This window comes from Rhizobium sp. 05L429 (assembly GCF_056397645.1).
In genome coordinates, this window is record NZ_JBFTNV010000003.1 from 260,232 (window position 1) to 274,568 (window position 14,337).

The window sequence follows — 14,337 nt, forward strand, 5'->3', positions numbered from 1 at the left end:
TTTTGGCAACCAAAATGGATCATCCGCGGCAATTCTTGCCGTTCTGATTGGCAACAACGTTGGATGGCCGGTAGCTTTTCTTGCCGTCTTCGCGGCTTCTTCGCTCCTTTTCCGCCCTATCGAATCAACTGCGATCGAAATGGCTGGACATCAATGAACATGTCAGGCGGCGGCATCCGTCCGAAGCAATAGGGACGGATCCGGTCGTTCTGGCCAATGGCGATCAGGATCGAGACCCTAAGTTTGCAACGAGCGGTCCGAGACCTTCGGCAATCGTCAGGTGGACGATGATGGCGTCGCGAAGGTGCGTGTAGGCCAGGTCCGCCAGCATCGCGGTTTGCACCACCGCCACGACGTCGCCGGCCTCCGAGCCGATCATGGTGAAGCCACGGATGCGATCGTCATCGGCACTCACGAGAACCTTCATGAAGCCCATCTCGTCATCGCTTGTGAAGTCCTGACCTGCTGAAGAAGACTTAGAAGCGACGAAAATAGTACACCAAGACTTCGCTGGCGCCCGGCGTAGCGACCCTGTCCACTTCAGCCGCAAGCACAGCAAGCACGTATTCAATCCTCTGTTTCGGAGGATATCAAGCCAGCGGCTACGATTGCAGGCTACGGGATCGCTCGGAACAAGATCCCAGCGGAGTGGACGGCGAGATGCCGTGCTGATCGCCGATTTCAATTCGGCCCCATAGCGCAATGGTGCGGCCGCGGTTCTGAAATGTGTCACGCCTTTATGCTCTGTATCCAGGCCTCGCTGTCGACCCGATCGCAACGCCCGGCCAGCTCTGCCGCTTGGGGAACGGAATCGAGAGCCTGCCGCTATAAAAGGTGACCATAATACTCTTGTTTTTCCTTTGGTAAGCGGGTTATACCGCCCGCGCCCTTAAAATCCCCTTGTTGGGGACCAGAAGAACAGGAAGTTCTCATGAGCGTTTTGAAGTCCCTTACGGTTCCCGCTTTCGTCGCCGTATTCGGCCTGATCGCGACACCGGCACTGTCAGCGCCGACCGGGTATCCACTGACGCTGGACAATTGCGGTGCGAAGGTCACCATTCAAAAGGCTCCGCAGCGCGCAATCGGACTTGGCCAGAACAGCGCGGAGATCATGCTGCTTCTCGGCCTTGAGGATAAAATGGCCGGTACGGCATTCTGGCCGAGCAAGGTTCTGCCTCAGCTGGCCGAAGCCAATGCGAAGGTCAAGCTTCTGACTGTCGAGTTCCCCACATTCGAGTCGATCTTGGCGCAGAACCCGGATTTCGTTGCAGCAGCGCTGCCGAGCCTGATCGGAGCGACCAGCAAGGTCGCCAAGCGCGAGGACTTCGACAAAGTCGGCGTGCCGAGCTACGTTTCACCCAGCACCTGCCTCAGCACTGAAAAGGTCAAGAACGAGTATGGCAGCCGCGACCAGCTCTGGAATATGGACCTGCTCTACAAGGAGATCGACGAGCTCTCGCAGATTTTTGACGTCTCCGATCGCGGCCAGGCGCTGATCGCCGATTTCAAGAAGCGCGAGGCGGATTTGCGCGCCGGCGTCTCCAGGGACGGCAAGCAGCTTTCCTATGTTTTCTGGTTCTCCAGCCAGTCGCCTTCCGCCGACGCCTATGTCGGCGGCAAGAACGCTGCATCCGGCTTCATCGCCGATCTGCTCGGCGGCAGGAATGCCGTCACTGCGGAAGCCGAATGGCCGACGCTCGGTTGGGAAAGCATCATCGCCGTCAATCCAGATGTCATCGTCGTTGCCAATCTCGACCGAAATCGCTGGGAACTCGACAAGCCGGAGGCCAAGATCAACTTCCTGAACACCGACCCGGCCGTCAGCCAAATGCCAGCCGTCAAAAACAAGGCCATCGTCGTCATGGACGGTCAAGCCATGAACCCGACAATCCGCACGATCTATGGTGCGGAACAGGTGGCCGAACAGCTGAAGGCCCTTGGCCTGATCAAGTGACCGCCTCGAACCGCTCCCTCCGGCATGTTGCCGCTTTCGGCGTCATCCTGTTGGCCTCCCTCGTGGCGGTCGGCCTCGTCGTCGGCGTCAGTGTCGGGATTGGCGATCTGCCGATCCCGCTCGCCACGACGTTTGCCGCCGTCACCAACAGGCTGGGATGGACGGCGGTGGAACTCAACCGCATCTACGAAACTGTGATCTGGGACTATCGTCTCAGCCGCGCGCTCGTTGCGGCCTTCTGCGGCGCTGGGCTGGCCCTGTCGGGTGCAATTATGCAGTCGCTGCTGCGCAATCCGTTGGCAGAGCCTTATGTTCTCGGTATCTCCGCCGGCGCGTCCACCGGTGCGGTCGCCATCGTCATCCTCGGTGTCGGCGCAGGCGCGGTCTCGTTGTCGGCCGGGGCTTTTGCCGGCGCCTTCGCGGCCTTCTTCTTCGTAGCGCTACTGTCGAACGGCACACGCGGCGGCGCTGACCGGACAATTCTCGCCGGCGTCGCCGCTTCGCAGCTCTTCAATGCCGCCACATCCTACGTGGTCACGACGTCAGGCAACGCGCAACAGGCCCGTGACGTCATGTTCTGGCTGCTGGGCAGCTTCGGGGGAGTGCGGTGGCCGGAATTCATGCTGGTCTCGGTCATCGTCGGTTTCGGGCTTGTCGTCTGCCTGCTCTATGCCAGGGTCCTCGATGCCTTTGCCTTTGGTGATGAAGCGGCCGCATCTCTCGGTATCAACGTCATCAGGGTCCGCATCGTGCTGTTTGCGCTAACGGCAATGATGACGGCGACGATCGTCAGCATGGTCGGCTCGATCGGCTTCGTCGGTCTTGTCGTGCCGCATGCGGCACGCTTCGTCGTCGGGCCGCTGCATGTCCGGCTGCTTCCGGCCTGCGCCATCGTCGGTGCGATCTTCATGGTGCTCGCCGATATCGCATCGCGCGTCCTGATCCCGCAGCAGGTTCTGCCGATCGGCGTGGTCACGGCACTGGTCGGCGTCCCTTTCTTCTCCGTCATTCTCTATCGGTTCCAGCGCACATCATGAGCATCAAAACCGAAAACCTCGTCTGGAAAATTGGCAGGAAGACCATACTTGATGGCGTCTCCTTCGAAGCACCGTCAGGCAAGATGCTTGGCCTCCTCGGACCGAACGGCTCCGGCAAGACATCTCTCCTGCGGCTTCTGGCCGGCCTGAAGCAGCCGCATGCCGGCCAGATCACTCTCGATCGGAAGAACATCAGGACCATCGGACGCCGCACGATCGCGCAACGCGTCGCCTTCGTCGAACAGCACGCGACGACCAACGCCAATCTCAGGGTTATCGACGTTGTCAAGCTCGGACGCTTTCCGCATCGGTCGATGTTTTCCGGCTGGACACTCGCCGACGACCAGATTGTCGAGCAAGCACTCGATCGGGCGGGCATGACCGGCAAGCGAAACGAACGCTGGCAGAGCCTGTCTGGTGGGGAGAAGCAGCGCACCCATATCGCAAGAGCCCTGGCGCAGTCGCCGAAAGAACTGATCCTCGACGAACCGACCAACCATCTCGACATCCAGCATCAGATCGGGCTGATGCGGCTGGTTTCCGGTCTGCCGGTGACGAGCATCGTCGCAATGCACGACCTCAACCACGCGGCCATGTTCTGCGACGAATTGATCGTCATGCAGAGCGGCAGAATCGTCGCGGCCGGCATGCCGGAAGACGTGCTGACCCAGGAACTTCTGCGGGATGTGTTTTCGGTCGATGCGCGAGTGGAGACGTCGCCGCATCATCCAAGGCCGCACATCCACTACCTCCCTTAAGGACGCCATGCTGCGACGGTGGAGCGGATGCGGGATTCCCAAGAGAACGGTCAGGGAGGACCCAACATCGGTGAATCCAGGTGCGGTCGGTTCAGTTCGACCCTGAACCGGTATTGTTTCCCACAGACCCGCTCGATCACCGCACTCAAGATGCGGTTCTCCTCATCGCAGAGAATGTCGCGGATCGGGCGATCGGCTGTCAGTTTGCCACAAGTGTCGGCGCAGAGACGGGCAAGATCTTTTCAGCCAATCACGCGCCTCAATGCAACGCGGCCACCCATTGTGGCCAAACCGTAGACGCTCGGCGCCCACGCCAAAGCGGGCGGCTTGCGTTGCCGGTGGCAAGCAGAACTAGTTATTCGTGACGGTCCGCCACGACATCTCCATGGATCTGCCCGGAAGCACGATTTGACGCAATCCTGCGACCGTAAGAGGTTTCCTTGGATCTCTCTTTTCCGGTTGCGCGCTTGAGATTTGCGCCGCTCTCTGAATCGAAGAGATGGAGGCGCTGAGGCTGGACAATCAGTGCCAGAGAGGAATGATCCTCGATTTCTACGTGATCCGGCAGATGCGCGATCGTTGCAGTCTCGCTTCCTTCCAATCTTCCGTAGGCATAAGTATCCGTGCCAATGCTTTCCGCGTAATCGACGTTTAGACGGACGGTGACGCTGCTTGCCGCCGCACCCTTGGCAAGTTCAAAATGGTTCGGCCGCACGCCGAGGATAACGGTCTGGCCGGCCGCCGTGGCTGCGCCTTCGATCGGCAGATATACCGGCCCGAAGCCCGGCACCTCCAGCGCGACGCCACCCGGCCCGGAGGAAAGCACACTGCCCTCAAAAAAGTTCATCTGCGGCGAGCCAATGAAGCCCGCGACGAATCTATTGGCCGGCGTCTCGAATAGTTCCAATGGCGTGCCGACCTGTTCGATGCGGCCTGCATTGAGGACGACAATACGATCTGCCATCGTCATTGCTTCGACTTGATCATGCGTCACATAGACCATGGTCGCGCCCAGCCTTTTATGCAGGCGGCTGATCTCGCCGCGTGTCTGCACGCGCAGTGCGGCGTCCAGGTTGGATAGCGGCTCATCGAACAGAAACAGCTTGGGGTTCCTGACAATCGCCCGACCGATTGCCACACGTTGCCGCTGGCCACCTGAGAGCTGCTTCGGCCGTCGGTCGAGGAGAGGCTCGATCGCAAGCATTCGTGCCGCCTCCATCACGCGCTGATCGATTTCGGCTCTACTCATTTTGAGGTTTTCGAGGCCAAAGGAAAGATTTTGGGCAACGGTCATATGGGGATACAGCGCGTAGGACTGAAATACCATCGCGATCCCGCGATCCCCAGGGGGTGCCGTCGTCACATCATTGTCGCCAATGATAATCTGGCCGGCGCTTACGCTTTCAAGGCCTGCGACGAGGCGAAGCAATGTCGACTTGCCACAGCCGGAAGGGCCGACCAGCACAACGAATTCCCCCTCGCCTACGTCGAGATCGACGCCATGAAGAATCGCATGATGGCCGAAGCTCTTCTTGACATCGTTCAACTTGAGACCGGCCATGAATCCATTCCTTTGACGCTATATCTGGAGGCGCACGGGCACGCCGATCTGTCGGTTGCCGTCCTTTAGTTGGCTTCAGTTTGCGTGGAACTAATTAGTTCGTCAAGATGACGAACGTAAATTTCTATGTCAACGAGATCTGCTTGACAGTCAGAGCGGCGGTGGCGGAAGGCGCCGTTGCTCCGGCAAGGTCTGGGGAGAGAAAAGCAGATTGTGGACATGGTTGAGGCCAATCGCAAGCGCGCCTAGCAGCGTTGCGCGCCCACCAAGAACACTGGCCTTCACATCGATGGCACAACGGCTTGCCTTCGCAATACCTTGCCGGACACGTTCTGTAATCAGCGGGTGGCGACCGATACTGCCGCCGAGGACGACTGTCTTCGGATCGACGATCGCATTGACGGAAACGACAAGGAGCGCGGCGATATCAGATACTTTGCCGATCACCTCGACAGCAATCGGGTCGCTGTTTTCGGCGAGTGCCAAGATGTCCCGGACTGACGTATCCTTGGCGCCTCCTGAGTGAGCATAGAGCTCGCTGATTCCACGGGCCGCAATCGCGCATTCCAAGGCGCCGCGTTCAAGGCTGTCCTCGGCATAGGGGTCCGCGCCGAACGGGATATAAGAGATTTCACCGGCGGCTCCGCTTGCGCCGCGCATCAGCTTGCCATCCTGCAGCACGCCCAGTCCGATACCCGTCCCCAGCGATATGAAAGCGACGGTATCGATCGCGGTCGCGCATCCCTGCCAGGACTCGCCAATAACCGCTGCATTAACGTCGTTTTCAAGCACGACGGGACAGCCAAGCCTGTCACTCAGCGTCCTGCCGATGTCGATGCCCTCAATATCGGTCAGATTTGGCGCCATGGAGAGCGCGCCGGTAACAGGATCAACCACGCCGGGTGTCGCTATTGCCGTCACGAGGACACGGTCCCTGGCGATACCCATATCCGCAAGCATTTTCGAAAGCATCGCTTGAACCTGATCGAGCAAGTGATAGCCACCGCGGCGGTCCGAGGGATAGTCCATTTCACCAACGACATTTCCCACAATATTGCCGAGAACGATGCGCGTCGTCGTGGCGCCCATGTCGACACCGATGGCGTAGCCGGCGTCGCCATTGACCTCATAGGTAATGGCGGTGCGGCCAATGCGGCCGCTGGTGACCCCTTTTTCTCGAACCCACCCACCCTCTTCCAGGGTCCGAATGACCTCGGACATCGTCTGCTTGGAAAGGCCGGTAATCTTGGAAAGCTCTGCACGCGAAGTGGGGCCGGCGTGAAGCAGAACATCCATGACAGCGCGAACGGAGATCTGCCGCAATACGGGAGGCGCGTTTTCGGTTAATGCCATATTCGAGCTATCTCGCCAGATCCGTCTTCATCGTTGCACCGGTGCTTGCTTTTTCCATGAAAGCCCGCCGATTTCAAACGGCTTGTTGACAGTTCACAGGAGCGGCAATAATAAATTCGTCAACCTGCCGAACAAATATCGCAAAGGATTGGGTTTGTCAAATATTTCAACCATTGCGTCAGCTTTGCGACAGCCCGATCGCATCTATCGAGCAGATGGAGCGGGCGCATCTCAAGGTCTCGTCGCGGGCGTCGACCTGGGCGGTACAAAGATCCTTGTGGGCCTTGCCGATCTTCAGGGGCGCATCCTGGCAAAGGTCGAAGAGCCGACCGAACACGGTGCGGGCGCACCCGTACTGCAGCAAATTCCACGGATGATTTTGTCGCTGCTGCAGCGGCATCGGGATCTCGGGCCTTTGCACAGGGCTGTCGTCGGCGTGCCAAGCGCCGTATCGCCCACCACTGGGCTCGCATCGCTTTCCCCTCATTTGGCAATTCCAGCCGATCAGCCACTTGCCGTGTTACTCGCAAAAGCCCTGCCCTGCCGCGTCGTGGTAGATAACGACGTAAACCTCGCAGCTTACGCAGAAGCTACACTTGGCAAGGGGCGAGATCGGCACTCCCTCGCATTCGTGGCTTTCGGAACCGGTGTCGGCATGGGCTTGGTTGTCGGCGGAACGCTTTTCCGTGGCCAGCATGGGCGGGCAGGTGAGCTTGGCTTGCTGCCGCTGGGCGCTGACCCCCATCAGGCCGCATCTCAAGCCCGCGCCGGCCTCTTTGAGGACCAGGTCGATTCACCTGCAGTGCGAAGCCTTTATGGCGACGGCACCCTGCCGGTCAGCGAGATCTTCGCGCGTGCTTCGGCCGGGGATGAGCAAGCGGCCGCTGTTATCGAGACGCTCGCGAAATCGGCTTCGGTTGGCATCGCCTCCGTGCAAGCGCTCCTTGATCCCGACCTGATCGTGCTGGGAGGCGGCATTGGCTCGCGCCCCGAATTTGTCGATGCCGTGGCACGGCATGTGTCTGTATTGCTGCCGTTTGCGACGCCGATAGAGGCAACTGGGATCGGCCCGGAAGCCGGCATGCTGGGCGCGCTCATGCTCGGCCTGAGCGACCTTGCACCCATCGAGAATATAGCGCCACAGGAGGCCGTACAATGAGCACACCGCAAGCGAAACCAGAAGTTCTGACACCGCTCGCTGATGGACAGCTTCGTTCCACGACACCCTTGCTCATTCCTTTCATGGCTCCGCGCCTGCAGGGCGATTGCCACCCGGAAGGCAAGATCGAGCTATCATTGTGGGGCGCCGGCAAGCTTGCAAATCTGACTTTCAAGGGTTGGAGTGCTCCGTTCATCTATGCCCCGAACCGCGTGGAAGCGCATGGCGGGGGACTCTATGTGGCGCAATCGGCGCCAGCGCTCTTCTTGAAGGGCGCAACGCTGCGGACCTTTATTCCCGCCCGCCGTTGCGCCTGGTGGGGCAGCGAGGCAAAGCGTGAGCCGGTGGAGCGGCAGGACAGCCGCCGCATTGCCCGTACCGGCTGGGGTGTCGTTATCGCCGAGCAGAGGTCAGATGGGATATTCGTCGCCGCGGGCGCAACGATCGAGGAAGCACAGGCAGCTCTTGATCTCGACCAGGCGCAACTGATGGCCGAGGCGAACGCCTATGTAGAGCGCTGTGATGCAATGCCGGAAGCGGATCCCTTGATGCGCAGCATGATCTCTCAGAGCCTGCATGCCGCGCTTTCCAGCATACGGCAGGACGAGCGTGGCGCCTTTGCCGGCCTTGCGGCCGGCCAGGCCTATAGCGCGCCGGCCCGTACCTACTATCGTGACGGCTATTGGACGCTCCAGGCTCTCCTCGACCGGGAGCCCGAGGCAGTCCGCGCGCAGATAGACCTTCTCGCACGGGGCGTGCAGCAAAACGGAGAAGCACCGAGCGGCGTCATCCTGACAGGACCCGGACAGGCCGAGGAATGGGAAAGCGTGCGGCGGACGCATCCAAGGATCAAGGAGGAGCACCTTCGGCCTGGCGACTGGTGGAGCGATCACTTCGACAGCCCGCTCTTCTTTATCCTGACGATCGGCGACTACGTCAGGACAACCGGTGACAGCTCTCCCCTTTCCCAATACTGGGACAAGGTAGTGGCGATCTTCAATCGGTATTGCAGCTTCGACGAAGCAGGAAACGGCTTGCCGATGAAGCCCCGGCACGATCGCGACTGGGCCGACAACGTTTACCGTCATGGCTACGTTGCCTATGACCTCGGCTTGTGGATCGGAGCGCTCGACGTCATCGCGCAGCATGGCGGCTTGGTTGAGCCATCGGTCGCCTCCGAGGCGGCCGCCGTGGCGAAAAATGCGCGCGCTTCGCTGGATGCGGCGCTGCTGCAACCGAGCGGCACCTACGCTGACTACGGAACCAAGGCGGATTTCGTCGAAGATCACCTGACGCTGGATAGCCTCACGCTCCTTCGCTTTCAGGCGGTCGCCCCGGAGAGGGCAAGAGCGGTGCTCGCCCGGATGCAGGAGACCCTGGAAAGCCGCAACAACAGCGAGCAGCCCTATGGCGATTGGGGAGTGCTTTGCGCCTTTCCGCCCTTCAAGCGCCCAAAGGACACACGCGAAAAATCCTACTTCGCCTACCGCTACCACAATGGTTCGGACTGGCCTTACCTGTCGGGCCTCTACGCGGAGCAGCGCCTCGCTTATGGGCTGGGCGACGCGGACTACCCGCTATTGCGCTGGTGGAAGACCTGCCTCGAGAACGGCTGGATGGGAGCGGTTGAATACTTCTCGCCACCTTGGGGACGCGGTTCGCTGCTTCAGGGTTGGAGCAGTATGCCGGCCTTCGCCGCTCTTGCCTATAAGGACAAGCTGGGGGCGACGATCTGCTGAACTCCCATCGACCGCCATCATGCGGCCTCCTTTTGTCACCTGCAGAATTGTCGATGCAAAAAAGCCGCCTCAAAGGCGGCTTTTTCAGTTCAATCCAGGGCCCTGCCCTATTCCTTCGTCGCGCCTGCCATCAAACCGTTCATCAACATACGTTGCAGAGCGGCGAACATTACAAGGACCGGCAGCACGGAAAGCACCGACATGGACAAAAGCCGTGGCCAGTTGATGCCAAAGCGCCCTACAGTATTTGCAAGCGCGACCTGGACAGTCCATTTATCCTGATCGCTGATGATCAGAAACGGCCAGAGATAGTCGTTCCAGCGCCATACGAGATTGAAGGCCAGCAGTGTACCGATCGCCGGTATGGCAAGCGGCACGATGATCCGCCAGAGTATGCGCCATTCCGGCGTCCCGTCGAGGCGTGCTGCCTCAAGAAGGCTGTCGGGAATGTTGGTGATGTATTGCCGCATCAGGAAGACACCGGTGGGCGTCGCTGCCGGCGCGATGATGATACCTGCGAGCGTATCGAGAAGATGGAGATCGCGCAGGACCAGAAAGACGGGGATCATGACGATCTGCAGCGGCACCATGAGCGACGACATGATGAGCAGGAAGAAGAGCGTATCGCCCTTGAACCTGAATTTCGCCAGGGCATAACCGGCCATGACGCTGATCGTGACGGAAAGAAGCGCCGAGAGTACGGATACGATGGCCGAGTTACGGAAGAAGATCAGGAACTTCGCGCGCGATACGGTATCAATGAAGTTCTGAAGCGTCGGCTGCACCGGAAAAATGGACGGCGGCCACTGGAAAATCTCCTGCTGTGATTTCAGCGACGAGAGAAAGAGCCATACCGGCGGCATAAGAAAGACAAAGAGGGTCAGTGCGACGAAGGCCAGGCGCCAGGGAGAGTAGATCCGCGTCATTTTTCACCCCGCGACATACGCAGCTGGAAGACGGTCAGAAGCAGGAGGATGATGAACAGAACCGTCGATTGAGCGGCAGCGACGCCGGCCTGCATCGGCTGCTGGAACGCTGTGTCATAAATCGTCTGAATAAGGTAAACCGTCGCCTTGCCTGGACCGCCGCCGGTCAAGGACACGACGAGTTCGTAGACTTTGAAGGCCTCGATCGAGGACAGGACCAGAACGACCGCCATCGTGGGCTTGAGGAGCGGTAAGGTGATATGGGTGAATTGCCGCCACTTGCTGGTGCCGTCGATTGACGCGGCCTCGTAGTAGTCAGTGGAAATTGCGGTCAGGCCTGCGATGAAAATCATCATGTTGAAGCCGGCTTGCGCCCATACCCAGGCAATGACCATCGCCACTTGAGCCATCGTGTCCTGTTCCAGCCATGGGATCGGAGCGATGCCAATCAGCGAAAGCAGGTAATTGACGAGGCCATTATTGAGGCCGAAGAGCCACCTCCAGGCAACGCCGATAATCAGCAGGCTGATCATCGACGGAAAGAAGACGACGGTGCGCACGACGGCAAACAGTTTGGTCTGTGGCGCCAGCAAAAGAGCCAGTGCCAACGACACGGCGATGTTCAGCGGAACCGCGATAACAACGAAGAGGACCGTCTTAAGCAGCGAATTCTGGAAATCGGCATTGCTCAGGAGGCCAATGAAGTTTTCCAGACCGACATACTGAGGCAGGGTGTTTGGCACCTGCGGAACGACCACCACACCGCGCTTGAAAAAGGCCATGAGCAGGCCCTGGACCAGCGGATAGAGCGTAAAAGTGATGAGCAGCGCCATCGTCGGCAGCATGAGCAAATAAGGCCAACCGAGGTTTGCCAAGCCGACCCGACGGCCCTTCGGCACTGGGTGGGGACCCAGCGCCGAACTGCCTTTTTCGATTATGACCGCAGTCACTTGCTAGCCTCAAGTGAGGCGTCGGCCGCCTTCTTGATCTGTGAAATGGCCTCCGCCGAGGAGATCTGTCCGGCGACGGCCTGGGTGACAGCCGTCTTTACGGTGCCCCAGACCGCTTGCATCTGTGGCCAAGCCTGGTCGGTCGCCGCATAAGCCGGGCTGGCGTTCAGCTCGTTCTGCATTGCCTTGATCGCTTCGGTCGCTGCCGGATTGTCGTATTTGACAGCCGGTGCTTTCAGATTTGCTGGTATCATGCCGAAGGTCTTGGCGTACTGCGCCTGAATTTCAGGAGAGGTGATCCACTTTATGAATTCAAGAGCTTCCGGAAGATGCTGGCTAGTATTGAAGGCGACGATATAGTCACCGCCATAGATCGACGAGGCCACGGTGCCGCGCGGTGTCGGCCCTGCCTGCCATGCAAAATGTGCATTCTCCGCCAATCCGGCGATCTGCCAGCTTCCCGACATATAGGCTACAGCCTGACCGGCGGTGAAAAGCTCCTTCGGGTTGTCCGAGCTTGCACCGGACCACAGGCCGGGCGGCATGGCAGCCTTGGTGATGTCGACGAACTTGTCGAGCGCGGTCGTCCACGCCGCCTCGTCCATAATGACCTTTACAGGCTCTTTCTCGCTGTAGATGTGGTTGCCGTATTGATACTCGTGAACGATCCAGCGGCTTGCCGAAACGTCCCAAACCAGCGGATAGCGGGTGCCGGACTTTTCGGCGACTTCCTTGATCTTCGGAACGAATTCATCCCAGGTCCAGCCGGTCGCCTCATCCGGAATAGCAACGCCGGCCTTCTTGAAGGCATCGGCGTTCAGAAAGATGCCGGTCGAGGTCACTCGGAGCGGTGCGGCGATGACCTTGTCGCCGAGTCTGGCACCATCCCCCCAGCCCTTGACGAAATCATTGATCCATTCGGGGCCGATCTCTTTGTTGAGATCGACGAGGAACGGACGAATGACCGGCTCCATTGAAGACGTGAGCGATAAATCCGGCATAATGCCGGAGGCCGCATACTGCTGGAATTTCTGAACCATGCCGTCATACGGCGTGATTTCAAGGTCGAAGGTCGTGTCTGGATGCTGTTTCGTGTACTGATCGAGCAGGGCGCGTGTGTTCGCCTCTTCCTGATCGTTGTCCACGTACCAGACGAGCTTTAGCTCTGATGCCGCCGCAAGCGAAATCGTCATCGCCATGGCAGTCGCAGTCATCATCAATGTCTTGAGCGGTTTCATATGGTTCCCCTTTTGGCTCCTCATTCCTAGAAACTCTGCAAACGATCGATCTGTATCCACTCCCTTCAGATCATTCTTTTGTTCGTAACCATGACGAATTAAATACGAGTTTTCGGCGGTGTCAATACAACAACATCGAGCGCGCCCATTTAGTTCGTCCTGTTGACGAATAAATTGCGACAGCTTAGTTGTTCCGAAAGCGAGAGGAGACCCAATGGATATTTCCGTCGAAGCAAATGGCGCTGATCTGCAGCAACTCATCGACAGGCTGACCGCCGTCGGTGGGGGAACTCTTCTGTTGCGAAGCGGGCGGCACCTCACGGGACCAATCCGTCTTGGCAGCGGCATAACCCTGTCGTTTGAGGTGGGCGCGACACTCGAGTTCATTGCCGACTACGAGCTTTACGCCGAAAATTCAGTGAGTGTGATCGCCGAGGGATCGGACCGTGCCTACATTGTGGCGCATGGCGCCCATGATGTCGCGATATTGGGCAACGGTACGATCGTTGCCTCAGGTGGCGCTTTCAACACCGGCTTCGATGAGACAGTCGGCACCTACACGCCGAGCGAAAAGCGCCCGAGGGTTCTGGTGCTCGAAGACTGCAGCAATGTCAGGCTCGAAGGCTTCGTCATCGAGGATTCCCCGATGTGGACGGTCCACCTCGTCCGCTGCCGCGATGTGATCGTCAACAGCATGAAGGTGTTCAACAATCGACAGCTCCCGAATACGGATGGGATTGTCATAGATAGCTGCGTGAACGTTGCCGTGAGTCAGGTCGTCATCAACACGGCTGATGACGGCATCTGCCTCAAGACCAGTCGGAGCGAAAAGGGCATCGGACGCTGCGAGAAGATCAGTGTCTCGGATTGCGTTGTCGAGAGCAACAGTTGCGCATTGAAGATCGGCACGGAAAGTTTCGGCGACATCCGCGACGTTCGTTTCGTTCATTGCAGAATCCAGGATTCGAACCGCGGCCTCGGCATTTTTTCGCGTGATGGCGGAACGATCGATAGCATTGTCTTCTCGGATATAGAGATTGACTGCCACGAAACCCCCGATGGTTTCTGGGGCTCGGGTGAGCCGCTGACGATTACGCAACTCGATCGCCGGCCCGAACTGCCGGCTGGGGCCGTCAGCAATGTGCGCGTTGAGAACGTCAGAGGCCGCTGCCACGGCCCCATCAATCTCTTCGCAGAGGCAAGTGGCGGGATTGCAGGGATCACCCTATGCAATATTCAATTGACGATGCAGGAAGGCCCGCTGGGAACTGCCCAGCAATATGACCTGCGTCCCACCAGCATCGACCTCTCCCCGCCCAAGGACGTCGAGGGGCGCGGCAATGCCTGGCTCCGAGGGACAGACGGAAAGATCATCGGCCTGGTCGACTACCCGGGAGGCATGCCGGGGTTCTTTGCGCACAATGTGTCCGGCTTGGTTATCGAGAACGTGGCGACGAATAGACCGGTCCCTCTTCCTCGGGGCTGGAATGCGCACGAGCGCGTCATCCTTGGCGGTGACGCGTGAGGCAGAACGCCTGATATCGCGCCGGATGTGTGGCGAGGGAGACAACTGTGAATATAGTTCAGTTAGCTGCAACCGGCTTCCTCGCAGGGGTCGTCGCCTTGACCGGAGCCCCTCCCGCCGAAGCCGCCACCGCCCGC

12 protein-coding genes are annotated in these 14,337 nt (G+C 59.2%); 6 read left to right on the plus strand and 6 right to left on the minus strand.

The window, feature by feature from the left end:
* Positions 1-223: 223 nt before the first annotated feature.
* Positions 224-733 carry a hypothetical protein gene (locus tag AC1DNW_RS04490; RefSeq protein WP_477852063.1) on the minus strand — a complete coding sequence of 170 codons (510 nt, stop codon included), beginning with the start codon at positions 731-733 and terminating at the stop codon, positions 224-226.
* A 198-nt stretch (positions 734-931) separates the two neighbouring features.
* Here AC1DNW_RS04490 and AC1DNW_RS04495 point away from each other — a divergent pair, with 198 nt between their 5' ends.
* Genes AC1DNW_RS04495 through AC1DNW_RS04505 form a run of 3 tightly spaced genes read left to right on the plus strand, consistent with a single transcriptional unit; the run spans position 932 to position 3,749 of the window.
* Complete coding sequence (locus tag AC1DNW_RS04495) at positions 932-1,954, plus strand: ABC transporter substrate-binding protein (protein WP_477852064.1); 1,023 nt, start codon at positions 932-934, stop codon at positions 1,952-1,954.
* The gene (locus AC1DNW_RS04500; RefSeq protein ID WP_477852066.1) at positions 1,951-2,991 is read left to right on the plus strand and encodes a FecCD family ABC transporter permease; all 1,041 of its coding nucleotides are present in this window, start codon (positions 1,951-1,953) and stop codon (positions 2,989-2,991) included. Before AC1DNW_RS04495 ends, AC1DNW_RS04500 begins: the two co-directional genes overlap by 4 nt.
* Positions 2,988-3,749, plus strand: coding sequence for an ABC transporter ATP-binding protein (locus AC1DNW_RS04505; protein WP_113508131.1), 762 nt, complete (start codon positions 2,988-2,990; stop codon positions 3,747-3,749). The genes AC1DNW_RS04500 and AC1DNW_RS04505 overlap by 4 nt, the downstream gene beginning before the upstream one ends.
* A gap of 355 nt (positions 3,750-4,104) precedes the next feature.
* On the opposite strand, the gene AC1DNW_RS04510 is transcribed toward AC1DNW_RS04505, so the two are convergent.
* Both AC1DNW_RS04510 and AC1DNW_RS04515 read right to left on the minus strand, forming a co-directional pair.
* The gene (locus AC1DNW_RS04510; RefSeq protein WP_477852068.1) at positions 4,105-5,310 is read right to left on the minus strand and encodes an ABC transporter ATP-binding protein; all 1,206 of its coding nucleotides are present in this window, start codon (positions 5,308-5,310) and stop codon (positions 4,105-4,107) included.
* A gap of 150 nt (positions 5,311-5,460) precedes the next feature.
* A complete protein-coding gene (locus AC1DNW_RS04515; protein WP_477852069.1) occupies positions 5,461-6,606 on the minus strand; it encodes an ROK family protein in 1,146 nt (381 codons plus the stop codon).
* Here AC1DNW_RS04515 and AC1DNW_RS04520 point away from each other — a divergent pair.
* Positions 6,605-7,822, plus strand: a complete 1,218-nt coding sequence (locus tag AC1DNW_RS04520; protein WP_477852070.1) for an ROK family protein — start codon at positions 6,605-6,607, stop codon at positions 7,820-7,822. The two genes, AC1DNW_RS04515 and AC1DNW_RS04520, sit on opposite strands and share 2 nt — an antisense overlap.
* On the plus strand, positions 7,819-9,561 hold the full coding sequence (locus tag AC1DNW_RS04525; protein ID WP_477852071.1) for a GH116 family glycosyl hydrolase: 1,743 nt from the start codon (positions 7,819-7,821) through the stop codon (positions 9,559-9,561). Before AC1DNW_RS04520 ends, AC1DNW_RS04525 begins: the two co-directional genes overlap by 4 nt.
* A gap of 107 nt (positions 9,562-9,668) precedes the next feature.
* Here AC1DNW_RS04525 and AC1DNW_RS04530 read toward each other — a convergent pair whose 3' ends face one another.
* The 3 genes from AC1DNW_RS04530 to AC1DNW_RS04540 are packed head-to-tail and all read right to left on the minus strand — an operon-like array spanning position 9,669 to position 12,675.
* Positions 9,669-10,487 (minus strand): carbohydrate ABC transporter permease, encoded by an 819-nt coding sequence (locus AC1DNW_RS04530; RefSeq protein WP_113298679.1) that lies wholly within the window; start codon positions 10,485-10,487, stop codon positions 9,669-9,671.
* Positions 10,484-11,437 (minus strand): carbohydrate ABC transporter permease, encoded by a 954-nt coding sequence (locus AC1DNW_RS04535; protein ID WP_477852072.1) that lies wholly within the window; start codon positions 11,435-11,437, stop codon positions 10,484-10,486. The genes AC1DNW_RS04530 and AC1DNW_RS04535 overlap by 4 nt, the downstream gene beginning before the upstream one ends.
* Complete coding sequence (locus AC1DNW_RS04540; RefSeq protein WP_477852073.1) at positions 11,434-12,675, minus strand: ABC transporter substrate-binding protein; 1,242 nt, start codon at positions 12,673-12,675, stop codon at positions 11,434-11,436. The genes AC1DNW_RS04535 and AC1DNW_RS04540 overlap by 4 nt, the downstream gene beginning before the upstream one ends.
* Positions 12,676-12,889: 214 nt before the next feature.
* Between AC1DNW_RS04540 and pglB the strand changes: the two genes are divergently transcribed.
* Positions 12,890-14,200, plus strand: a complete 1,311-nt coding sequence (gene pglB / locus AC1DNW_RS04545; RefSeq protein WP_477852075.1) for a polygalacturonase PglB — start codon at positions 12,890-12,892, stop codon at positions 14,198-14,200.
* Positions 14,201-14,337: the final 137 nt, after the last annotated feature.

Coding starts and splice junctions, on each gene's coding strand:
- pglB (WP_477852075.1), top strand. CDS start 12,890: ATGGATATTTCCGTCGAAGCAAATGGCGCTGATCTGCAGCAACTCATC.
- AC1DNW_RS04515 (WP_477852069.1), bottom strand. CDS start 6,606: ATGGATGTTCTGCTTCACGCCGGCCCCACTTCGCGTGCAGAGCTTTCC.
- AC1DNW_RS04540 (WP_477852073.1), bottom strand. CDS start 12,675: ATGAAACCGCTCAAGACATTGATGATGACTGCGACTGCCATGGCGATG.
- AC1DNW_RS04525 (WP_477852071.1), top strand. CDS start 7,819: ATGAGCACACCGCAAGCGAAACCAGAAGTTCTGACACCGCTCGCTGAT.
- AC1DNW_RS04495 (WP_477852064.1), top strand. CDS start 932: ATGAGCGTTTTGAAGTCCCTTACGGTTCCCGCTTTCGTCGCCGTATTC.
- AC1DNW_RS04530 (WP_113298679.1), bottom strand. CDS start 10,487: ATGACGCGGATCTACTCTCCCTGGCGCCTGGCCTTCGTCGCACTGACC.
- AC1DNW_RS04520 (WP_477852070.1), top strand. CDS start 6,605: ATGACAGCGCGAACGGAGATCTGCCGCAATACGGGAGGCGCGTTTTCG.
- AC1DNW_RS04510 (WP_477852068.1), bottom strand. CDS start 5,310: ATGGCCGGTCTCAAGTTGAACGATGTCAAGAAGAGCTTCGGCCATCAT.
- AC1DNW_RS04505 (WP_113508131.1), top strand. CDS start 2,988: ATGAGCATCAAAACCGAAAACCTCGTCTGGAAAATTGGCAGGAAGACC.